The organism is Mariniflexile sp. HNIBRBA6329 (assembly GCF_043558645.1).
GTDB lineage: Bacteria > Bacteroidota > Bacteroidia > Flavobacteriales > Flavobacteriaceae > Mariniflexile.
In genome coordinates, this window is sequence record NZ_JBIFXS010000004.1 from 196,835 (window position 1) to 220,048 (window position 23,214).

Sequence of the window (23,214 nt, forward strand, 5' to 3'; positions counted from 1 at the left end):
GAATATAAGCATGGGTGTAGAATAAAATACTTCAAATTATGATGAACAAACTTAAAAGCAATCTTATATTTTTAATTGTAACAGTGTTGCTTTTTGCTAGTTGTGGCGTAGTAAAATCTGATTTGGTAGTTAATAACCAAATTGAAGTAGAGCTTTTGCGTGAACCTTATTTACAAAATTCGTTTGCAGATAGTATAAGTGTTTTATGGAAAACGAATGTAGGAAAAACATCAATGGTGAAATATGGTAAAACGAAAGAATTGAGCAATACGAGCCTTGGCACCATTGAAAAAGATAGTAATTCCGTAAGACATACAGTAACTTTAAAGGGGTTGGAAAGAGGCGAAAAATACTTTTATGCTATTTATTCGGATGATGAATTATTGGCTTTTGGCGATGATTATTACTTTAGGGTGGAACCATTAGATAAAAAAAGTAAGTTTTCATTTTATGCTATGGGGGATATTGGAGAACCTGTAGAAAAAGGAGGGTTTCCGCAAATTACAAGTTTCCAGATTAACAGTTTAAAAGAAAAACCAAATTTCGGAATTGGTTTAGGGGATATTATTTATCCTAAAGGAGAAAGTTTATTTGCCGATGAATATTTGTTTAAACCAATGGAATCTATTTTAAAAAATATTCCATTTTATCCAGCTTTAGGAAATCATGATTGGGGAGTAGCTCCAGATTTGAATTTTGAAAAAGAATGGAAATTGCCAAACAATGAGCATTATTATTCATTTGATTATGGTAATTCTCATTTTATAGCATTGGATACTAGAAATGGTGAGTTGTTTGATGTTGAAAATCAAGTTAAATGGTTTGAAAACAATTTAATTCAAGCACAAGGCAAATACGATTGGATTTTTGTGTATTTCCACCATAACGGAAAAACGTGCACCTATAAAAAAGATGAGAAAGCGGTTATATCACTGTATCCGTTATTTGCAAAATATAATGTAGATGTTGTTTTAAATGGTCATGCACATACTTATGAACGTCTGCATCCATATGATTCTGGTGGAAATGTTATAGAAAAGTATAGAGCAAACACAGAAACTTATCCAGAAATTTCAAATGGGTTTATTCAAATAACTACAGGTGCAGGTGGAAAACTTCAAAAAAATTGGTTGCCACAACCAGAAGAATGTGGTAAAAATATTGTAGCTGCAGTTGCCCATACAGGGCATTTTTCTTTAATAACCATAGAAGGTAAAAAGTTACAATTACAAGTTATTTCGTCTATTGGAGGGATGTTATTAGATTCTTTCACAATGAACAAGAACTAATATTTCAATAGGATTTGATTAAAAATCAAACCCTATTGAAAATTGCCAAACACGGTTTTTGGGGTTGCCTTCGTCATAAATACTGCCTAAACCTAAATGGTATCTAACGCCTAAGGATATGCCAGATTCGGTTTTGAAACCTGTACCAAAATTTACACCCCAATCAAAACTTTGAGGATCGAATTCTTGAGAGGTATCAAACAAACCAAAACTACTGTCAAACTCTTCCTTGTGAGAGACTGCTAATCCAACTTGTGGACCAACTTCTAAAAAGAAAGCTTCATCTGGATAAAGTTTCAACATTAAAGGAAGGTTAATATAGTCTAATTTTTGGGTAAAAGTTCCGCTATTATCCTTTAATTCATAACCTTGTTGTGAGTAAAGCAATTCCACTTGCAGTGCTACACTTTCCGATAAAAAGGATTCACCATAAAAACCAATATGAAAGGAATGTCGTTGTCCGGTTTCTGTTTCACCATCAAAACTTACAGCAGCCAGATTGTAACCACCTTTAAGTCCTGCATTCGATTTATTTGTTTGTGCATTTGATGTAAAAGCGATAGTAAATATGAATAAGATTTTAAATATTGTTTTCATTTTGATAATTTGTTTTGGTTATATATTAATTATTTACCGCCATTTGCCTGTAAATCGGCAATACATTGGGCATCTAGTTGAGGCGCTGTATTCGATCCCATTAAGTTGCTTAAGCCCGAGCCACTTTCGGCAGCCCAATACATAAGGCAACTTTCAACATTACAATGTTTAGCATGTTCGGTATCTTCATGATTATCAACCATGGCTGCCCCTAAATTTGTAAGCCCTAAAATATGCCCAAATTCATGGGTAATTACCGTAGTTTCTAAAACAGTTCGGTTTGGTTCAAATGGGCTATTGCTTAAATCTTGAATGGTAGCTTCGTAAATTACAAACGATGTATTTCTATATGCTGTTCCTAATACAATATTAGTATCGGTATTGCTGGCAGATTCACCATCGGCAAAAAATGCCCATACGGCTATTTGACTGTTGGTGTTGTATTTGGTTCGGTTTGCGTCTTCTATGTCAATTATTTCTTGGTTGGAATAAGGGGCGTTTCCCGGAGAAGCAATGGCTCTTTTTTCAACGGTAATACCGTTTGGTTTAAAAGTTCTGGCATTTAAAAAATTTACAAAATTGTTGATGCTATTTTGGTTAGGCTCAAAACCTTCAACGTAAACCAATTCTATTACCATACTTTTAAAGGTGGTGTCTGAAAGTAAATCGTTTGAAGAACTTCCAGTTCCTTTTTGGTTTGCTGATTTTGTGTTTTCATTTTTGGTTTCGGTGGTTTCTTCTTTTGAACAAGAAACTAAAAAACCAAGAACCAATAGCATTGTTATTATTTTTTTCATCTTTTATTTTTTTTAAAAACGACTGTTGGACAAACCAACAGCCGTTTCACCATAAACATAATTGGTAACCAACCAACAATTATGTAGATACTAAATTTGGGTCAAAACTAATGTTATTGCCGCGTTTGTTGTACTTTTTAATGAAATGGATGTGTTACTAAAACTGGTTACTTCCCATTTGCTGTTTAATAAGTTAAAAGTAGCGTTCCCTGCAAAAGTTAGGTTTAAATATACTTCTGTTTCTGAGGCAACATTATATGTTCCTTGTACAGCACTTAAAGTTGAATGTATAGCGGTACAAGTTTTATCGTTTGCAAAATCTATGGTGTAGTTAGCGTAATCTGAAGTTTTGTTTACTCCTGCATTTATAAAAGTTTGTACTTTGAAAGCACCATTCACTAAAATAGTTTCCAGATTTTTAGCTTCTTCTTCAGCTTCTTCTTCAGCATCTTCAGTATCTAAACAATCTTCAATACTTGCTTGTAAATCCAAATCGCTAGTAAGCGTTACTGTTGAGTTGTTTGATAATGTAGCTGTTATAGGGTATTTTACAGAGAATAATTCTGTATTGTCCATATTGTTCATATACGCATACAATTGTTGTTCTGATTGAATAACTAAACTACCTGTTTGTTCTAAGTTTAGACTGTAGGTTAAAATTGTAATAGGGAAATCTATATCTAAACAAGAAATAGCATCTTTTCCAGTATTTTCAGCAGTTTCGCAGGCGTCAATAATAGCGTCATATTCTCCTTGGTTTGCAACTACAACTTCGGTGTAATTACTTAATCTAACACTAAATGGGAATTGTAGTGTTACAGTATCGCTATCATTTGTAAACTGTCCTAAAATGTTTAAAACAAGTTGGTAGTCCGCTTGCGATATAATACTTACTTGTTGTCCATTTACCGTTGCTACAACAGGTAATAATATAGAGGAACAAGATGTGCCGTCTAAAAAGTCGTCAAAACTTCCATCGTACATAGAAGTGCGCTCTAAGTTACTTGCGGTTTTAGACTCCGAATTGTTTGTATTTGGATTCTGTCCATTTTCAGAATCTATTTCATCTTGACATGATGTAAAAGTTAACAATGCTGTTAAAACTAAACTTGTAATTAATTTTAAATTTTTCATGATAATAATTTTTGGGTTAAATATTTTCTTTTTCATAGCGATTCTTTTCGCCTTTGTTTCAGTAAGACAACAACATTTTATTTTACCCTACCCTATTTTTAAATTAATTTTAAATTTTGGTTTGCAATGGCTAAAATAAATAAAGTTGAAATTATGGTTAAGATGTTTTTTGCTATTTTTAATTTCACACCAACTTTCATAATTGTATACTTGTGTTATCTTACGCCTTTAAGACAACTTAAAATATTTTTACCCTACTTTTGTAAAAATTTTTATTTTAAAGCCTCATAAAACCTATATAAATGGATGCGAACAAACTTTGTGAAGAATCTTATTTTAATAACTTTTATTTAGAACATGTACAATCGGCAAGCAATTTTGCCTTTTATAAATGTGGAGATAAAGATGGTGCTTTAGATTTTGTACAAGATGCCTTTTCAAAAATTTGGGAAAATTGTTCTAAAATAGATTTTACAAAAGCAAAGACCTATTTATTTACTACCATTAATAATTTGTTTTTGAATACCGTTAAGCACCATAAGGTGGTTATGGAATATGCCAAAGCTTCACCTTATTTAGATAAGACTAACGAAAGCCCCGACTATATATTAGAGGAAGAAGAATTTAAAAAAAAGTTGCAAGATGCCATTTCTTTATTAACCGATGCCCAGCGTGAAGTATTTTTATTGAATAGAATTGAAGGTAAAAAATATAGAGAAATAGCCGATTTATTGGATATTTCTCAAAAGGCCGTAGAAAAAAGAATGTCTGGTGCATTAAAAATTTTACGGGATCATATTGAAAATATTTAATTTTTTTGGGTTTAATTCAAAAAGCCTCTGCTCGTTTTTTATTGGAATTTTGTTTATTGGAATTTTTTAATAAAGGGTAGGGTAAAAAAGAAAATAGTTGTCTTAAAGTTGAAGCATTAAAAAAATGAAAAACGAAAATAACATATTAAAGTGGTTTGATAATGAGCTTTCGGAGCAAGATATAAAGGATTTAAAACAATCTGAAGATATTAAAATTCTAGAGAAAATAGCTTTTTATGCCAAACAAATGGAAGCGCCCAAAGTAGATGCTGAAAAAGCATTGGCTGCTTTTAAAGAAAGAAAGCTAACTAAAAATGAGCCAAAAGTAATTCCGCTTAATTTTAAAACGTTTTTAAAGATTGCCGCAGTGTTGGTAGTAATGCTTACATCTTCTTATTTTCTGTTTTTTAACAACAATGTGTCTTTTGAAACTCAAATTGCACAAAACGAAACGTTAACCTTACCCGATAATTCTGAAGTTATTTTAAATGCCGCTTCAAAATTAAAATACAACAAGAAAAAATGGGAAGATAACCGCAATTTGGAATTAGACGGAGAAGCCTTTTTTAAAGTAAGCAAAGGGAAAAGGTTTACCGTAAAAACCGATGCTGGAACCGTTCAGGTTTTGGGAACCCAATTTAATGTAAAAGAACGCGATAATTATTTTGAAGTTCAATGTTATGAAGGTTTGGTAAGTGTTACTTTTAATAACGAAACGGTTAAACTTCCAAAAGGAAAAACATTTAGAGTTGTAAACGGAACCATTGAAACTGTTGATGATTTTAATACTGAAAACCCATCATGGTTGCAAGCGGAATCTAGTTTTGATAGAATACCTTTACAGCAAGTTGTTGGAGAGTTGGAAAGACAATACAGCTTAAAAGTAACCTTGGACGGGGTAGACGATTCTCAGTTGTTTACGGGCACATTTACGCATAAGGATAGAAATGTAGCTTTACAATCCATAACCATTCCATTAAAAATAAGTTATAAAATAGAAGGCAACCATGTTACGTTTTACAACTATGGAAATCAATAAATGGTTTTTTTGTATCGTTTTCTGCATCGTTAATTTCTGTTTTGGTCAAAACAGGGTTGTTAAAAAACCTCTTGCGGAAATTATTGAAACAGTAGAGCAGAGGTTTGATGTGAAATTTTCTTATGCTTTTGATGATGTTTCCAATGTATTTGTAGAAGCACCAGAACCAGACACTACACTTCAACAAACGATAGCTTTTCTAAATACCAAAACCTTACTCAATTTTAAAATATTAGATGATAGGTATATAACGGTATCGGTTATTGAGAAAACTATTTCGGTTTGCGGTGTGGTGCTTGCTTTAGAAAATAAAACAGCATTATTTGGCGCCTCGGTGGCTATTGATAATTCCAATAAAGGGACTATCACGAATGAAGCAGGAAAGTTTCAATTAAACAATGTACCGCTAAATGCCTATATCACTATTTCTTATTTAGGTTTTAAAAGTCAGCAAATACAAGCTAAACAACTGTTTTCAGATTCTAACAATTGTAATCAAGTTATTTTAGTTGAAAATAAGCAAGAGCTAAATCAGGTGCTTATAACGAAGTTCTTAACCACAGGTTTTCAAAAGCTTGTAGATGGCAGTACGGTATTGAATACTAAAGTATTCGGTATTTTGCCAGGATTGACAGACCCTGATATTCTTCAGTCAATTCAAGCCTTGCCAGGAGTTGAAAGTACTGATGAAAGTATTGCAAATATTAATGTAAGAGGTGGAACAAACGATCAAAATTTGATGCTTTGGGACGGTATTAAAATGTACCATTCCGGTCATTTTTTCGGGTTAATTTCGGCTTACAACCCTAATCTTACTAATAAAGTGGTTGTGACTAAAAATGGCACCAGTAGCGAGTTTAGTGATGGCGTTTCCAGTACCATAAGCATGTTTACCAAAAACGAGTTGTCTGGTAAGTTTTTAGGAGGTGCAGGGGCAAATTTGATAAGTGCCGATGCGTTTATGGAAATTCCTATTACCAAAAAATTAGAGCTTCATATTTCGGGGCGCCGTTCCATTACCGATGCTTTTAATACACCAACTTACGATAATTATTTCGATAGAAGTTTTCAGGATAGTGATATTAGAACCAATAGCGAAAATATAGAAAACCAAACCACAAGTTCAGATTTTGTTTTTTACGATTATACTGCCAAAATACTATTCGATTTAAACGAGCATCATAAATTTAGAGCCAATGTAATTGGTATTGATAATAACTTAGATTATTTTGAAAGTATTTCTAACAACAATGAAACCGAATCTAAATCGAGCAATTTAGCACAAAAAAACTTAGGCTTTGGCGGGCATTGGATGGCTAACTGGAATTCAAAATTAAGCTCACATTTTACTGCTTATTATTCAAAATATAATGTTGATGCCAATGATTATAGAATTGAAACCGATCAGTTATTGACCCAGACCAACGAAGTGTTGGAAACGGGTTTCAAATTTAATACGTATTATAAACTGAGTGATTTTTTAACGCTTTTAAATGGCTATCAGTTTAACGAAACGGGTATTTTAAACGAAACTACTGTAACCAATCCTGTGTATGACCGAACCAAAAAAGATGTGTTGTTAAACCATGCGCTTTATACACAAGCAGAATATAATAAAAACAAAACCTTTTTTAGAATTGGGGTTAGAGTTAATTATTTTCAAAAATTTCAAAAGTTAATAGTGGAGCCAAGATTGAATATCAGACAAAAATTATCTAAACAATTTGCGGTGAAATTAGAAGGCGAGTTTAAGAATCAATCAGCAACTCAAATTGTAGATTTTCAAGACGATTTTTTAGGAGTTGAAAACCGCCGTTGGATTTTAGCCAACGAGCAAACAATTCCTATTTCAACAAGTAAGCAAGCTTCCTTTGGAATTGATTATAATCAAAATAATTTAAATGTAGATATTACCGGTTTTTACAAAACGGTTGAAGGTATTACAGCTAGTAATCAAGGGTTTTATAATAATTTTCAGTACATAAATGCTATTGGAGATTATACGGTAAAAGGTATTGAGTTTCTGGCAAACAAAACGAGCAACAAATACAGTACATGGATAAGTTATACCTATGCCATAAATGATTATAAGTTTGAAACCTTTACGCCATCTGTTTTTCCAAATAATGTAGATATTAGACATTCCATTTCGGTTGGTTTTAATTATGATATTTTAGAAGATTTAAAAATATCGGTTGGAGGTATGTGGCGCTCTGGTCAGCCTTATACATCTCCTGTTGCGGGTAACGAAACCGTTACATCGGGAAATCGAACTTATGTAAATTATGGTGCCCCCAATAGTAAGAACCTAGACGAATTTAAACGATTGGATGCCTCGTTAAGTTATAAGTTTAATGTTTATGAATCCATTAATGCCTCTTTAAAGGTTGGGGTATTGAACCTTTTCAATACTAAAAACATAATAAACCGTTATTATAAAGTAAACCCAAACGATTCTGAATCTACCATCCAAATAAACAATGCTTCTTTAAGTCTAACTCCAAACATGAGTTTTAGAATTGATTTTTAGAATAATTATCGTTTAAAAGCATTTTTTTTCGATAAAATGTTTTTATATGTAGTTTTTTATATATATTTGTTGAACCCAAAATTAAAAGAATGAAAAAAATTAGCCTACTTATGTTGTTTTGTATAGCAACAATTTCTTCAAAAGCTCAAGATATCGATGCACTTTTAACTGCAGGCGTAAAAAATGCTGAACGTTTTGCAAACGATTATTTAGCACCCGGTACAGATGGTTTAATGCATAGTATGAATGCCAATTGGTTTAATACGGCCGATGCGAAACCTTTGGGTGGTTTTGAAATTTCAATCATTGCCAATGCCGCATCTGTAAAGAATGAGCATAAATCATTTTTACTGAATATTGCTGATTATAACAGCGACCCGGAACAAGATTTTACCGTAGAATTTGCCGATGGAGCAGCTTCAAAAAAAGTAGCTTCTGCATTAGGTGAAAATGATCCTGATATAAATATAGTTGTTAGGTATGATGATGGCATTTTAGGCGAACAAGAAGAAACAATAACTTTGCCTAGTGGTATAGGGTCCCAAACGGCTAATTTATTGCCAACTGCTTTTATACAAGGTGCTTTAGGATTAAGCAAAGGCATAGAATTAAAGGCACGGTTTGTTCCAAAAATTGATACAGATGAAATCGATTTTAGTATGTATGGAGCTGGTTTACAGGTAGAGTTTACAAAATGGTTGCCTGCCGATAAAATATTACCAGTAGCTGTTTCTGGTTTGGTTGCTTATACCCATTTAGATGGAAGTTACGATTTAACAGATTCTTCAGATATTAGTGGTGATAACCAAAGACTTGAAAATGATACAAATACTTGGTTGTTTCAACTTATTGCATCCACAAAATTGCCTGTTATTAATTTTTATGGAGGTATTGGTTATATCAAAGGAAAATCGGAATCCGATTTATTGGGAACCTATATAGTATCAAATGGCCCTTTGTTTTCTCAAACCATTACCGATCCGTTTTCTGTTTCAAGCGAAGTGTCTTCAGTTAGAGGTACCATAGGAACCAAGTTGAAATTAGGCTTTTTTAGATTAAATGCTGAATATCATTTGGCTGAATTTAATGCCTTTTCAGTTGGTTTGAATTTTGGTTTTAGATAATTCTTATCTATTTGAAAAATATTTAATGAATTCTGAAAATATAATTGTTTAGTTTTAGTTAGTTTTAATAATGATTAGTTAGTTAAAAAGTGCAAGATTTAATCTTGCACTTTTTTTATTTAGTGTATTTTAATTCGTAATTTAGCGTGCTTAAAAGCATAAAAATTAACCTTTTGAAGTTTATGTAATCAAATTTGTATCTTTAAAAGGAAAATATATCAAACAACTAAAAAATTATTAAAAACTAAAAAATGAAAGTAACAGTAGTAGGTGCAGGAGCAGTAGGCGCAAGTTGTGCGGAGTATATTGCCATTAAAAATTTCGCTTCAGAAGTTGTTTTGTTGGACATTAAAGAAGGCTATGCCGAAGGTAAGGCTATGGATTTGATGCAAACAGCTTCATTAAATGGTTTCGATACCAAAATAACAGGTATTACTAACGATTATAGTAGAACAGCTAATAGCGATGTTTGTGTAATAACCTCAGGAATTCCTCGTAAACCAGGAATGACGCGCGAAGAATTAATTGGTATTAACGCAGGAATTGTCAAAACAGTTTCTTCAAGTTTAATTGAGCACTCACCTAAAACTATTATTATAGTGGTTAGTAACCCAATGGATACCATGACTTATTTAGTACACAAATCTACTAGCATACCAAAAAACAGAATTATTGGTATGGGTGGTGCTTTGGATTCTGCACGTTTTAAATACAGGTTAGCAGAAGCTTTAGGCGGACCAATTAGCGATGTAGACGGTATGGTAATTGGTGGTCATAGCGATACAGGTATGATTCCTTTAACACGTTTAGCTACTAGAAATGGTGTGCCAGTATCAGAATTTTTAAGTGAAGAAAGATTGAGCCAAGTTTTAGAAGAAACTAAAGTTGGTGGTGCTACACTTACTAAATTGTTAGGAACTTCTGCGTGGTATGCACCAGGAGCTGCGGTATCTGGAATGGTTCAAGCTATTGCTTGCGATACTAAAAAAGTGTTCCCTTGTTCTGCTTATTTAGAAGGTGAATATGGTTATAACGATATTTGTCTTGGTGTACCAGTAGTTTTAGGTAAAAAAGGTATTGAAGAGATCATAAACATCAAATTAAACGATGCCGAAAAAGCAACTTTGGAAGAAAGCGCAAAAGGTGTTAAAGCTGTAAACGATTTACTATAGTTTGTAAAGTTAAAAGCTTATAAAATAAGTGCTTAAAGTGCCTAGAGTTGTAACGAACTACAATTTTAGGCACTTTTTAACTTTTAACTTTCAACTTTCAACTTTTAAATGATATATTTGGCGCATGAAGGCAAAATGGTGCGTTAGTACTTTAATTTTTATTTTTACTTTATTGGGTGTAGCTAGTTACCAACAGGCTCCTGTACCCAATCAGGAAATTGTATTGCAGTTTGCCCAAGTAGAAGCATCTTCAAACCATGCCGAAGACACCATTGAAATTGTTAAAAAGCAATTACAAAATATAGGTGTAAATAATATTCAAGTAGAAGAACAGGCAGCAGGCAGCTATAAAATCTCATATTATAGTAATACTGATGTTGACCATGTAAAAAAAATACTTTCTGAGGAAAAAGAATTGGCATTGGGTGTTTTATCTTCCAAAAAAGATGAAAAGCCAGCTAAATTTCCTTTAAAGAATCAGTCTAACACTTATAATTTAGATGTATTTGAAATTCATAAACAAGATACCAATACAGGTTTTGGTGGTACTTGTGCTTTAGAATTAAAATACGATTACAACAGATTTTTTATTCCTATTGTATCAATTCCAACGAATGAGATCGTAGTAAAAAGTAATGAGCAACTTGAAAAGGAAGCTTATAAATTTCAAAAAAATGTTGCGCTTGCAATAGATGATACGTCTTACAAAATACCCGAAGTTAGGGCAGGACCTAACTGTTAGGGTAAACTTTCCTTAAAATAATAAGACCTAGCAGATTTTTAAAACCTGTGAGGATTCAAAAAAATATAGTTTTAAAGCTATATCATTCACATTTATAACCATAAAAAATAATTGTCAAATCGGCGGTAAATTCTATATTTGCTCGTTTTAAAAAAATTTGACCAAAAAAATTTAATAATGCAAAACAAAGGACTCGTAAAGATATTTGCAGTTTTGTTTGGTTTGGTAAGTATTTACCAATTATCATTCACATTCAAAGCAAATCAAATAGAAAAAACTGCTCAAGAAGTAGCTATTAACAAAATTCCAGAATCTGATCCAGATTATCGCGCAAAGCGAAGTGCTGAAGAAGCAAACTACTTACAATCTGTAGCAACCGATACCGTTTTTAATATTGGTATTGCAAAGTTCACATATAATGATGTGAAGGAAAAAGCTATGAATTTAGGTTTAGACTTAAAAGGAGGTATTAACGTAATTCTTCAAGTTTCTGTAAAAGACATCTTAAAAGGATTGGCAAATAATACTAAAAATCCTGTTTTCAATAAGGCTTTAAATGACGCTGAGGAGCTTCAAAAAAACAGTCAGAATACTTATTTAGAAGATTTTTTCATCGCATTTGATAAAATTAAAGGTGATACTAAATTAGCATCTCCTGATATATTTTATACCAAAGCTTTAGATGGAGAGATTGAAGGAACTATGTCTGATGATGAAGTTAAGAAAATCATCAGTACTAAAATTGATGAATCTATTGTTTCGGCTTTTGAAGTATTGCGTAAACGTATCGATGAGTTTGGTGTAACGTCTCCAAACATCCAACGTTTAGGAACTTCTGGACGTATTTTAGTTGAATTACCAGGTGTTAAAGATGTTGAGCGTGCTACAAGTTTATTACAAAGTACTGCACAATTAGAGTTTTGGGATGCTTATAAAGGTGAGCAATTCTTTAACTTTTTAGCACAGGCAAATGAGGTTTTAAAAGAAACTGCTGATGTTGCAAAAGATACAATAAACGCAGAGCCTCAAGATGAAGAAAACGCAAAAGATTCAACTATTGATGATCTTTTAGGTGAAGCTGCTACCGATTCTACAGCAACAAAAGCCGTAAACCCAATTTTCGATTTAATACGCGGTCAAGGTTACCAAGGTGGACCAGTTATTGCGCAATTTGAAATTAAAGACAAAGACAAAGTTCTTAATTATTTGAATTCACCAAAAGTACGTGCATTACTTCCTGCTGAAATGCGTTATGCTAAGTTTGCTTTCGGTAAACCAGAAAAAGATAGTGAAGTTGTAGATTTATATGCCTTAGTGGGTAATAGAGATAATATTCCTCAATTAAGTGGTGCTGTTGTTACCGATGCTCGTAACGATTTTGGTCAAACTGGAAAACCAACGGTATCTATGCAAATGAATGCAAAAGGTGCTAAGATTTGGGAAGAAATGACTGGTAAAGCATATACACAAGGTACTCAAATCGCTATTGTTTTAGATAACGTGGTGTATTCAGCACCTGGTGTAACTACAGGACCAATTTCTGGAGGAAATTCAGAGATTTCAGGAAACTTTACATTAAACGAATCTGTCGATTTAGCTAACGTATTACGTGCTGGTAAATTACCTGCATCTGCGGATATTATTCAAAGTGAAGTTGTTGGGCCATCATTAGGCCAAGAAGCTATTGATAGTGGTACAACTTCATTTATGATTGCTTTAATATTAGTATTGGTTTGGATGGTATTATACTATGGTAAAGCTGGTGCTTTTGCCGATGTTGCCATGGCGTTGAACATCTTATTGATTTTTGGTATTTTATCGGGCTTAGGTGCGGTATTAACCTTGCCTGGTATTGCAGGTATCGTATTAACAATCGGTATGTCGGTTGATGCGAACGTTATTATTTTCGAACGTATTCGAGAAGAAATTGCTAAAGGTAAGGGACAAAAAGAAGCCATTCAAGATGGATTTAGTAATGCATTATCATCTATATTAGATGCGAACATTACAACCGGTTTAACAGCTTTAATATTATTTGTTTTTGGAACAGGACCTATTAAAGGGTTCGCAACTACCTTATTAATTGGTATTGGTACATCATTATTTACTGCTATTTTCATTACGAGATTGTTGGTAGATTGGTATGTGAACCGCGGTGGAAAATTAGAGTTCTCTACACCGCTTACTAAAAACTTATTCAGAAATTTAAGCATTGAATTCTTAAAGAAACGTAAAATTGCTTACATCATTTCAGGAGCATTTATTTTAGTTAGTTTAGGTTCTTTATTTACAAATAGCTTAGATCAAGGTGTAGATTTTGTTGGAGGTAGAACGTACCAAGTGCGTTTCCCACAAGATGTTAGCGCATCAGAAATAACAGCTACTTTGGTTGGTGCTTTTGGTAGTGCAGATGCTAAAACCTTTGGAGATGAAAATCAGTTAAAAATCACAACCAAATATAAAGTAAACGAATCTGGAGCAGAGGTTGATGAAGCTATCAGAAAAACACTTTATACGACATTACAACCACATTTAGAAGGTCTTTCGTATGAAGATTTTATTAATGAATCTGAAGCAAAATCAGTAGGTTTAATGAAGTACTATAAAGTAAGTCCAACCATTGCCGATGACATTAAACAAGCATCATTTTGGGCAATTTTAGGCTCTTTAATCGTGGTGTTCCTTTACATCTTATTCCGTTTCAAAAAATGGCAATTCTCATTAGGTGCTGTTGCGGCAGTATTCCACGATGTATTGATTGTATTGGGTGTATTCTCGTTAACCTACAAGTTTATGCCATTTAGTATGGAAATAGACCAAGCATTCATCGCAGCTATATTAACGGTAATAGGTTACTCGTTAAATGATACCGTAATTGTGTTCGATAGAATTAGAGAGTATGTAAACGAGCATACAAGTTGGAATTTCGATAAAATTATCGACGTGTCGTTAAGCAGTACATTAGGTAGAACCTTAAATACATCGTTAACCACATTGGTAGTATTATTAGCTATCTTCATTTTTGGAGGCGAATCCATTAGAGGTTTCATGTTTGCGTTAATAGTAGGTATCGTAGTAGGTACTTATTCATCATTATTTATCGCAACACCAATTATGTACGATACCATAAAACGTGGTGAAGACAAAAAGAAACTAAAAGAATAACTTAATAAAATATCTTTTACAAAAGCCTATTAGCAGTTCGTTAATAGGCTTTTTTGTGTTTAATAAAATCCATAAATAGTATTTGGGCGTTACCACACCCTTCGACTGCCCTCAGGGCAAGCGGTCGGTCTGGAAGTTTATCCTGAGCGCAGTCAAAGGACTATATCTTTTGTTTTTTGTCATTCCTGCGAAAGCAGGAATCCACTATCAAAGTAAGGGTTTATTTCAATGGTAATTTCAACCTCATTAAAACAAAAGGATGCCGCTACAAATTCAGAGCATTCACGATTTCAATATTTAAATAAAATGCATGAGTATTCCCTAACGCAAAACAATTAACAATTAATGATTAAAAAAACAAGATCCAATGGTCTTTTCATACTTAGTTTCCGAAGTGTTCAAAATTCGTTAATTGTAAATCTTTTAATCCTTAATAAATAACCAAGAATTTATTTTTTAACATATATAAAACAAGTCACTAAATTATATACTTTTAGTGAAGATTTTAATCATTAAAAATCATATGAATTTCCTGTGAAAACAAAACAAGCCTTGGGCAAAAAGTTTCTTTTTGTATCGCGTTGGGGCGAATCCTTAGATGTTATAAATACCATTAAATCAGAAGGACATGATGTAAAAATGTTTATTGAAGACAAAGCCTCAAAAGAAATTGGCTATGGCTTTGTAAACAAAGTAACCAAATGGGAAAGGCATGTAGATTGGGCAGATGTTGTAGTGTTTGATTATACCGGTTATGGTAAAGTAGCTAGCGAACTGAGATCTGCTGGGAAATTGGTCATTGGTGGTACCGAATACACCGACAAGCTAGAGCTGGATAGAAATTTTGGACAAGCAGAACTTCAAAAACACAAAATAAAGTCTATTCCTTCTAAAGAATTCACATCGTTTGGCGAGGCTATCAAGTATATTGAAACCTATCCAAATACGTATGTTATTAAGCCTTGTGGAGAAACACAAGAACTTAAGCAGCTCCTTTTTGTTGGTAGCGATGATGAAGGTTTGGATGCCATTCGCGTTTTGAAAGCCTATGAAAAATCGTGGGGCAACGATTTCGGGAATTTTCAACTGCAACGAAAAGTAAAAGGCGTAGAGGTTTCTATTGCAGCTTTTTTTAATGGTAACGAATTTATTTACCCCATCAATATCACCTTCGAACATAAAAAACTATTCCCAAAAGAACTAGGGGTTTCAACCGGCGAAATGGGCACCAGTATGTTTTGGACCAAAGATTCACCCATTTTTGAAGCGACTTTATTAAAATTTCAAGGCACACTCGCTAAACATAATTTTATTGGTCATATTGATATTAACTGTATTGTAAACGGTCATGGTATTTATCCGTTAGAGTTTACATCGCGTTTTGGATATCCGCAAATTCATATTCAACGTGCTGGTATTAACGAACCTATGGGCGGAATGTTTTTAAAACTGGCACAGAAAAAACAATTCAAAATTAATGTAAAAAAAGGGTTTCAAGTGGGTGCTTTTATTGTGGTACCTCCGTTTCCGTATGAAGACAAAAAAACATTCAACCTCTTTTCAAAAGATGCGGTGGTAGTTTTCAAAAAGAATGGAAAAGAAGGTGTGCACCCCATGCATTTAAAAAAAGTAAACGACGAATGGTTAATTACAGGCAATACAGGTATTGCCGTTTTAGTTACGGGTGTTGGAAACACCATGAAAGATGCCCAAAAAATGATGTATAATAGGATTAACAATGTTATTATTAACAATGGCTATTACAGAACCGATATTGGTGACCGATGGACCGAAGATTCCGATAAACTTTGGTCTTGGGGTTTATTGTAAGTTCAAAGTTAATTCTTTGTCACCTTGAGCGCAGTCGAAAGGTTTTTGATTTTTATCCAATCCATTTATAAATGATTTTTAAACGCTGTACAGAAATAGCTGATTTTTTTAAAATCCTGCCAGAAGATTGGCAAGAAGGCATTATGCCTTTTTGGGAAACATACAAAAAGACAACAAAGTGCTATGTGCTTATAGAAAATAATCAAATTATGGCGGGTGGTTTGGTGTTTTCAACATGTCCTCCCGATATGCTCTATGCAGTTGAAGAAGCAAACTCATGGTTTCGAAAAGGCTATCTGTATCTAGGTTTTATATATGTTTTAGAAGAAAAAAGAGGTCGAAACTTAGGCTCGCTTTGGTTGAATGAATTAAAAAAAATGCATTCTAAGCAAAATTATTGGCTTACCATTGAAGATTTGAACTTGGATACTTTTTATGCAAAAAACGGGTTTAATTACGTAAAGTCTTTATATAATGATGGGGTAGAAGAAGGGCTTTATGTTTATGAATCTCCATTGTAATTAATTTATCTTATTGAGGTATTAACAAATACTTTCAATCTTAGTTTTAATTAATACATAGTAATTGTAACTTTGAATTTATAAAATCAGATAATGAAACTTCCATAACACATGAAATTAGTATTGTCACCAGCAAAGTCGCTCGATTTTGAAACACAATTACCAACAGCACAATTTAGTGAGCCGCAATTTTTGGATCAATCAGAGCGTTTAAATAAATTACTTAAAAAGAAATCCGCCAAAAGTTTATCAAAACTTATGAGTATTTCCGATGCGTTGGGACAGCTAAATTATGAACGAAATCAAGAATGGCAATTACCATTCACTCAAGATAATGCAAGACCTGCTATGTATGCCTTTAGTGGCGAAGTGTACAGAGGATTAGACGCATACACCATTCCGCAAGAAAAAATAGAAACGGTGCAAAATACAGTACGTATTCTTTCTGGGTTGTATGGGTTGTTAAAACCATTAGATTTAATACAGCCTTACCGATTGGAAATGGGAACTAAATTTCCTGTTGGTAAAAACAAAAACCTCTATGCCTTTTGGCAAAAAACAATAGCTAAAGCTTTAAATGAAGAATTGGAAAATGGTGAGCTGTTTTTAAACTTAGCCAGTAACGAATATTTTAAGGCCATAGATGTAAAAGCCCTAAAAGTTCCTGTCATAACCGCTAATTTTAAAGATTTTAAAAATGGCGAATATAAAATGATTATGACCTTTGCTAAACAAGCCAGAGGTTTAATGGCTCGCTATGTTATAGATACCGATGCAAAAACAATTGACGATATTAAAGCTTTTAATTACGAAGGATATAATTATAGTGAACCAATGTCTACCGAAACAGAATTGGTTTTTATAAGGTAAGCACCTTATCTGGCGATAGCTTTTTTGTCAATACTAATTTTGGTTTCTATAGAGGGTTTCTTTTTAATTCTAGGGCGTCTAGCACCAAAAGTACCTCTGTTTATTTTGCCGCGTTTGGTTTTTTTGTCTCCTTTTCCCATAATTTCATGTATTTTTAATACTGATAAAATACAAAATTTCATCTTAAAATCAAAGGGGTTTTTGTTGTAAACGAGAAAGTGAATTATCTATTTACTGAAGCTAATACTATCACCCACAGTAAGTGTCCATGTATCTACTAAACCGGCATTGACTTCCAAAACATATTTTGCAGGGGCTTTTGATGGTAACGAAGTTTCATCCAAAGGTTTGGTATTTTTTTGAAAACTTACAATTTTGTAGGCATCATTTATATAAATAATATCTAAAGGTATTTTAGTGTTTTTCATGTAGAAATAACGTTGGGTTACGTCATCAAAAACAAACAGCATACCTTGGTTTTCTTCCATAGAATCGCGGTACATTAAGCCTGTTTGAATATCAAAATCGGTATCGGCTATTTCAATATCCAAGTTTATTTTGGTTGAATCGCCCATTTTAAAAATAGTTAGCTCACCTTCTTTTTTAAATGAAATATCGGTTTGCGTAACAGCTTTTTTGTCTTTTTTACAAGCAATAACACCTAAAGCTAAAACCGAAATTATTATAATGTGTTTAAAAAACATACTATTTAACAGTTGTTTTAGGTTTGTAAACAAACATAAAATACAAACCAATAAGGATGAATGGGATGCTTAACCATTGCCCTGTGTTTAAACCAAACCAATTGATATACTCATCGCCCTGTGGTTCTTTTACAAACTCGACAAAGAAACGTACGGTCCATAACAAGATTAAGAATAGCCCAAAAAGAAATCCAGTTTGGTCTCTTTTTGTAGTTTTAGAGTAGAAATACCATAATATTAAAAACACAAAAATATAGCAAAACGATTCGTATAATTGTGCTGGATGGCGGTAAGGAACAGCATTTAATAATTCTATAAATTGTGGATTGTCTGTTACTGCATTGTAGGCTTTTTGAACATCGTTTATACCGGTTAACTGCACAATTTGGCTTTTATAATATTCATCTTGAATAAAGCGAACCCCGAAATTAGAATCGGTTATTTTTCCAATAATTTCAGAATTAATAAAATTTCCAATTCTTATAAAAATAGCACCTGAAGCAACCGAAATTACCACACGGTCTAAAATCCAAAGTAAGGATTTGTAATTGTATTTTTTTCGGTATAAATACATGCCTATAATAATACCAATGGCCGCTCCATGGCTTGCAAGTCCTTGAAAACCTGTAAACTCAAATCCCCCTTTAAATTTAAAAGGGAGAAATATGCTGAAAAAATCCTCAGAAATTAATTCTGATTGATAAAAAAGTACATGCCCCAAACGAGCACCAATCATAGTTGCTAAAACCGTGTATATAAATAAAGGATCTAAATATTCTAACGATACTTTTTCTTTTGTAAAAATGCGTTTCATAATGTACCAACCTAAAACAAAGGCAACCACCCACATAAGGCTATAAAAGTGCAGTTTGAAATTTCCAATAATGTCGATACCTGTTAGCGGGTTCCAGTCAAATTTTAATAGGTACATAAATTTGTGTTTTGTTTGATGTTACTTTTGAAGCTCTAAAATTTCAACTTCAAAAATTAAATTAGTTTTTGGAGGAATAGCTCTGTTTCCTGTTTCACCATACGCCAAGTGGTACGGAATAAATAAAGTGGCTTTATCGCCTATATGTAATTGTTGCAAGCCTTCTTTAAAGCCAGCTATCATTCGAGCATTTGGACTTAAATCGGATACGATGGGTTGGTACTGGTTAGCAGCTTTACGGTGGTTGTTAACTATGCCAAATGTTTCGGCTGTTTCTAATTTATTGGTGTCAAGAATTTTTCCATCTTCAAAATACAAGGTGTAATTGGTTAAAACTTTTGAGGTTTCTTTTAGTTTTTCTCCTGTTCCTTTTTCAGTAATGATGTATTTTAAACCAGAAGCTAATGTAATAGCTTGTGCTTCTTGTTGGGAAAATTTGTCTTTTGTGGCTTTTAAAAGGGCTTCGGCTTTAGCTATTCTTTCTTTTTCAAGTTTTTCTGCTTCAGCAAAATGGTTGATAAAAATTTTAGGCGCATCAAATGCCTTTGCTGCTTTTCCTTTTCTTATAATGTTTAGTTCTTTTATAACAACATCCTCAAGAGGTTTGTCTCTAGAATCTGTTTTTACATTCGAAATACTGTCTAAAATATCCAGCCCCAATACAAGTTCCCCAAAAACGGAATGTCTGTTGTCTAAATTAGGTTTTGGAACTTCTGTTATGAAAAACTGACTTCCATTGGTGTTTGGGCCCGAATTTGCCATAGACAAAATACCTGGTTTATCATGTTTTAAATTGGGCTTAAATTCATCTTTAAATCTATAGCCGGGGTTGCCTGAACCGGTGCCTGTAGGGTCGCCACCTTGAATCATAAAGCTATCAATAACACGATGGAAAATAATACCGTTATAGAATTTTTTGTCCTTATAAGCACTGTCTACTATGGTGTTGGTGCCTTCGGCCAACGATACAAAATTAGCAACGGTAATAGGGGTTTCATCAAAAGCCAATTTGGCTACCATAGTACCTTTGGTGGTGATAAATTCGGCATATATACCATCTTCAAAATCATTATATTGTGCTTTACAAGAAGAAATGGCTATTAATAAAGTAATTGTAAAAACTTTAAAAGAATTCTTTAATGGAATCATTACTATTCGGGTTGATTTTGGGTAATTGAATTCACGGTAACTTCACAAATTAAAGGTATGTTGCTTCCTATTTTATTCTCATCGCCATAATAACCATAAGCTTTTTGGGAAGGAAATAGAAATGTTGCTGTTTCGCCTGTTTTTAAAAGTTTTAAACCTTCGCGTAGCCCAGTAAAGAGTTCTTCTCTGTCCATAACGTAAGTTTGGGTTTTCATGTTTTCTTTAGAATAAATTACACTGCCATTTAACGCTTTTACATTGTAGTTGTAGTTAACAATGTCACCAAATTTAGGGGTTTCTAAAGAATCAATTTCAACTTTAGTGTTGTAATAATACCAAAACCCACTTTCTGAAGCAATGTAATTACGGTCTTTATGCTGACTCATTATTTTTTCAATTTGAGCTTTCTCCTTGGCATATAATTTTTTGTTCCGTTCTACGGAAGCATTAATAAACGAACCAGATTTAACCGAAATAGGACGTCTGGCTTCGGGTTGTTTACAGCTTAAAACGGCCAGTAAAATAAAAAAAAGTAGGAATAATTTATTCATTATTTAAAGCTTTGTTATAACTAGGCAATATACTAATAAATTTTTCAACGGTATCTTTTAAGGATAAATAGCTCTTGCCACCAGCTGCGTTTGTGTGTCCGCCACCTTCAAAATGGGTTCTAGACATATCGTTTACTGAGAAATTTCCTTTAGAACGTAATGATATTTTTATGATACCTTCTTGTTTGTCTTCAATAAAAATGGCCGCTAAAACTATGTTTTCTAATGATAATCCATAATTTACAATACCTTCGGTATCTCCTTTTTTGTAGTCGTATCGGTTTAATTCTTCTTGGGAAAGTGTTATGTATGCCGTTCTAGATTCTGGAATAACATTTAAGTTGGTTAATGCACAGCCTAATAATTGTAAGCTTTTATAACTATTAGAGTCGTATATGTTATTGTGAATCTCAGAATTGTTAGCACCTTTATCAATTAAATCGGCTACAACTCTATGGGTTTTACTGGTAGTAGAAGAAAATCTAAACGAGCCAGTATCTGTCATAATACCTGCATAAATACAAGTGGCCATGTTGGTGTCTATAATATTTAAATCGCCCAGCATGTCAATAAAATGATATACCATTTCGCACGTAGAACTCATGCTTACATCACTAAATACATAGGTTGCATAATCGTCTGGTGCTTGGTGGTGGTCAATCATTATTTTAATGGCTTTGCTTGCTGCCAAAACTGGTTCCATGTTTCCGGTTCTGTGCAAGGCATTAAAATCTAATGTGAAAATAATATCGGCATCATTAATAAGGCTATCACATGTTTTTGTTTGTGTATCGTGTTTTAAAATGTTTGCTTCCCCAGGAATCCATTTTAAAAAACTAGGATAATCGTTAGGTGTAATAACTTGTGCTTGATGCTTGTTTTTTATAAGATAATGGTAAAGTCCTAAGGTTGAGCCAATAGCGTCGCCATCGGGGTTTTTGTGGGGAACAATTACTATTTTTTTTGGTGTTGAAAGTAATTGTTTTATGTTTAAAATATCTTCTTTTGTCATAGAGAGCGAAGATACAATTTTTTAAAATTCAATGGACTTGTTTTTATTGATAAATACCTTACTTTTGCACCAAATTTAAAACAATATAATGGCAACAAATAGAACATTTACAATGCTTAAGCCAGATGCAGTGGAAAAAGGGCATATTGGCGCAATATTAGAAAAAATTTCAGCTTCAGGATTCAGAATTGTTGCAATGAAATTAACGCAAATGACTACTAAAGATGCTCAAACTTTTTATGCGATACATAATGAGCGTCCATTTTTTGGTGAGTTAGTTGAATATATGACACGTGGCCCAATAGTAGCTGCTATTTTAGAAAAAGAGAATGCTGTTGAAGATTTTAGAACCTTGATTGGTGCTACAAACCCTGCGGATGCTGCAGAAGGAACTATTAGAAAACTGTTTGCAGATTCTATAAGTGAAAATGCGGTGCATGGAAGTGATAGTGATGAGAATGCTGCTATAGAAAGTGCTTTTCATTTCTCGGGAAGAGAGATGTTCTAAGACTTCAATACAAGTTATAAATACAAAATCCCGCTATTGCGGGATTTTTTGTGTCTTAAAAAAATTAAATAGTATATATTAAATTACTTTTACATTTACTGCGTTTAATCCTTTTTTACCTTCTTTAAGTTCAAATTCAACTTCGTCGCCCTCACGAACTTCGTCAATTAAACCTGAAATGTGAACAAAATGCTCTTTTTTCGAACCTTCTTCAATAATAAAACCAAACCCTTTGGCATCGTTGAAGAATTTAACTGTTCCTTTACTCATACTTTAAATTATTAAATTAATAGTATAAATGTAACGTAAAAAATTATTAAAAAAAAAATGTTTTTTTTAGAAAGTTTATAAAAAACAAAAAGTCTATCAAAAAAAAATTGATAGACTTTTAATGTAATTGTTAAAGTGTATGTATTAGATTACTTTTACGTTTACGGCGTTTAAACCTTTCTTGCCTTCTTGCAGATCGAATTCTACGGCATCACCTTCACGAATTTCATCGATAAGTCCTGAAATGTGTACAAAATGTTCTTTGTTGTTGTCATCTTCAGTGATGAATCCAAAACCTTTAGAATCATTGAAGAATTTTACGCTACCTTTACTCATGTTATAAATATTAAATATTAATTATTGTTTCAAAAGTACCGCTAAATATCATAGCAAGTCATGTATTTTTCAGTTAATTTTATTTTGAAGTTAAATTCAACAAAAAAGTCTATCAAATTGATTGATAGACT

Annotated in this window: 23 protein-coding genes; 12 read left to right on the top strand and 11 right to left on the bottom strand. The window is 33.0% G+C overall.

Annotation, left to right across the window (positions count from 1 at the left end):
- The first annotated feature begins 38 nt into the window (after positions 1-38).
- A complete protein-coding gene (locus ACGK9U_RS07530) occupies positions 39-1,289 on the top strand; it encodes a purple acid phosphatase family protein (protein WP_394465752.1) in 1,251 nt (416 codons plus the stop codon).
- Between the two features lie 18 nt (positions 1,290-1,307).
- Here the strand turns inward: ACGK9U_RS07530 and ACGK9U_RS07535 are convergent, their stop codons facing one another.
- The 3 genes from ACGK9U_RS07535 to ACGK9U_RS07545 all read right to left on the bottom strand — a co-directional run bounded on the left by ACGK9U_RS07535 (position 1,308) and on the right by ACGK9U_RS07545 (position 3,817).
- Positions 1,308-1,886 carry a porin family protein gene (locus ACGK9U_RS07535; RefSeq protein ID WP_394465753.1) on the bottom strand — a complete coding sequence of 193 codons (579 nt, stop codon included), beginning with the start codon at positions 1,884-1,886 and terminating at the stop codon, positions 1,308-1,310.
- 29 nt (positions 1,887-1,915) lie between these two features.
- Entirely contained in the window at positions 1,916-2,683 is a 768-nt protein-coding gene (locus ACGK9U_RS07540; protein WP_394465754.1) for a membrane metalloprotease, read from the bottom strand.
- Between the two features lie 90 nt (positions 2,684-2,773).
- Entirely contained in the window at positions 2,774-3,817 is a 1,044-nt protein-coding gene (locus ACGK9U_RS07545) for a hypothetical protein (protein ID WP_394465755.1), read from the bottom strand.
- Between the two features lie 302 nt (positions 3,818-4,119).
- Between ACGK9U_RS07545 and ACGK9U_RS07550 the strand changes: the two genes are divergently transcribed.
- The 10 genes from ACGK9U_RS07550 (at position 4,120) to yaaA (ending at position 17,622) form a co-directional block, all read left to right on the top strand.
- Positions 4,120-4,629 carry an RNA polymerase sigma factor gene (locus ACGK9U_RS07550; RefSeq protein ID WP_394465756.1) on the top strand — a complete coding sequence of 170 codons (510 nt, stop codon included), beginning with the start codon at positions 4,120-4,122 and terminating at the stop codon, positions 4,627-4,629.
- A 124-nt stretch (positions 4,630-4,753) separates the two neighbouring features.
- Positions 4,754-5,668: a FecR family protein gene (locus ACGK9U_RS07555; RefSeq protein WP_394465757.1), complete on the top strand. Its 915-nt coding sequence runs from the start codon at positions 4,754-4,756 to the stop codon at positions 5,666-5,668.
- Positions 5,637-8,198, top strand: a complete 2,562-nt coding sequence (locus ACGK9U_RS07560) for a carboxypeptidase-like regulatory domain-containing protein (RefSeq protein ID WP_394465758.1) — start codon at positions 5,637-5,639, stop codon at positions 8,196-8,198. Before ACGK9U_RS07555 ends, ACGK9U_RS07560 begins: the two co-directional genes overlap by 32 nt.
- A gap of 89 nt (positions 8,199-8,287) precedes the next feature.
- Positions 8,288-9,322, top strand: a complete 1,035-nt coding sequence (locus ACGK9U_RS07565) for a DUF6588 family protein (protein WP_394465759.1) — start codon at positions 8,288-8,290, stop codon at positions 9,320-9,322.
- 251 nt (positions 9,323-9,573) lie between these two features.
- Positions 9,574-10,494 carry a malate dehydrogenase gene (mdh, locus tag ACGK9U_RS07570; RefSeq protein ID WP_394465760.1) on the top strand — a complete coding sequence of 307 codons (921 nt, stop codon included), beginning with the start codon at positions 9,574-9,576 and terminating at the stop codon, positions 10,492-10,494.
- A 124-nt stretch (positions 10,495-10,618) separates the two neighbouring features.
- Positions 10,619-11,236: a hypothetical protein gene (locus ACGK9U_RS07575; RefSeq protein WP_394465761.1), complete on the top strand. Its 618-nt coding sequence runs from the start codon at positions 10,619-10,621 to the stop codon at positions 11,234-11,236.
- Between the two features lie 177 nt (positions 11,237-11,413).
- Positions 11,414-14,401 (top strand): protein translocase subunit SecDF, encoded by a 2,988-nt coding sequence (secDF, locus tag ACGK9U_RS07580; RefSeq protein WP_394465762.1) that lies wholly within the window; start codon positions 11,414-11,416, stop codon positions 14,399-14,401.
- A gap of 534 nt (positions 14,402-14,935) precedes the next feature.
- Entirely contained in the window at positions 14,936-16,231 is a 1,296-nt protein-coding gene (locus tag ACGK9U_RS07585) for a phosphoribosylamine--glycine ligase (protein WP_394465763.1), read from the top strand.
- Positions 16,232-16,302: 71 nt separating this feature from the next.
- The gene (locus tag ACGK9U_RS07590; protein WP_394465764.1) at positions 16,303-16,752 is read left to right on the top strand and encodes a GNAT family N-acetyltransferase; all 450 of its coding nucleotides are present in this window, start codon (positions 16,303-16,305) and stop codon (positions 16,750-16,752) included.
- Positions 16,753-16,863: 111 nt separating this feature from the next.
- The gene (gene yaaA / locus ACGK9U_RS07595) at positions 16,864-17,622 is read left to right on the top strand and encodes a peroxide stress protein YaaA (RefSeq protein ID WP_394465765.1); all 759 of its coding nucleotides are present in this window, start codon (positions 16,864-16,866) and stop codon (positions 17,620-17,622) included.
- Positions 17,623-17,627: 5 nt separating this feature from the next.
- Here the strand turns inward: yaaA and ACGK9U_RS07600 are convergent, their stop codons facing one another.
- The 6 genes from ACGK9U_RS07600 to ACGK9U_RS07625 form a co-directional block, all read right to left on the bottom strand.
- A complete protein-coding gene (locus ACGK9U_RS07600) occupies positions 17,628-17,762 on the bottom strand; it encodes a 30S ribosomal protein THX (RefSeq protein ID WP_394465766.1) in 135 nt (44 codons plus the stop codon).
- 87 nt (positions 17,763-17,849) lie between these two features.
- On the bottom strand, positions 17,850-18,326 hold the full coding sequence (locus ACGK9U_RS07605; protein ID WP_394465767.1) for a DUF192 domain-containing protein: 477 nt from the start codon (positions 18,324-18,326) through the stop codon (positions 17,850-17,852).
- A gap of 1 nt (position 18,327) precedes the next feature.
- On the bottom strand, positions 18,328-19,257 hold the full coding sequence (gene lgt / locus ACGK9U_RS07610) for a prolipoprotein diacylglyceryl transferase (protein WP_394465768.1): 930 nt from the start codon (positions 19,255-19,257) through the stop codon (positions 18,328-18,330).
- 21 nt (positions 19,258-19,278) lie between these two features.
- Entirely contained in the window at positions 19,279-20,406 is a 1,128-nt protein-coding gene (locus tag ACGK9U_RS07615) for a peptidylprolyl isomerase (protein ID WP_394465769.1), read from the bottom strand.
- Between the two features lie 2 nt (positions 20,407-20,408).
- The gene (gldI, locus tag ACGK9U_RS07620; protein WP_394465770.1) at positions 20,409-20,957 is read right to left on the bottom strand and encodes a gliding motility-associated peptidyl-prolyl isomerase GldI; all 549 of its coding nucleotides are present in this window, start codon (positions 20,955-20,957) and stop codon (positions 20,409-20,411) included.
- Positions 20,950-21,969 (bottom strand): bifunctional oligoribonuclease/PAP phosphatase NrnA, encoded by a 1,020-nt coding sequence (locus tag ACGK9U_RS07625; RefSeq protein ID WP_394465771.1) that lies wholly within the window; start codon positions 21,967-21,969, stop codon positions 20,950-20,952. Before ACGK9U_RS07625 ends, gldI begins: the two co-directional genes overlap by 8 nt.
- A gap of 88 nt (positions 21,970-22,057) precedes the next feature.
- Here ACGK9U_RS07625 and ACGK9U_RS07630 point away from each other — a divergent pair, with 88 nt between their 5' ends.
- Entirely contained in the window at positions 22,058-22,477 is a 420-nt protein-coding gene (locus ACGK9U_RS07630; protein ID WP_394465772.1) for a nucleoside-diphosphate kinase, read from the top strand.
- A 78-nt stretch (positions 22,478-22,555) separates the two neighbouring features.
- On the opposite strand, the gene ACGK9U_RS07635 is transcribed toward ACGK9U_RS07630, so the two are convergent.
- Positions 22,556-22,747, bottom strand: a complete 192-nt coding sequence (locus ACGK9U_RS07635) for a cold-shock protein (RefSeq protein WP_394465773.1) — start codon at positions 22,745-22,747, stop codon at positions 22,556-22,558.
- Between the two features lie 144 nt (positions 22,748-22,891).
- The gene (locus ACGK9U_RS07640; protein WP_394465774.1) at positions 22,892-23,083 is read right to left on the bottom strand and encodes a cold-shock protein; all 192 of its coding nucleotides are present in this window, start codon (positions 23,081-23,083) and stop codon (positions 22,892-22,894) included.
- Positions 23,084-23,214 lie beyond the last annotated feature (131 nt).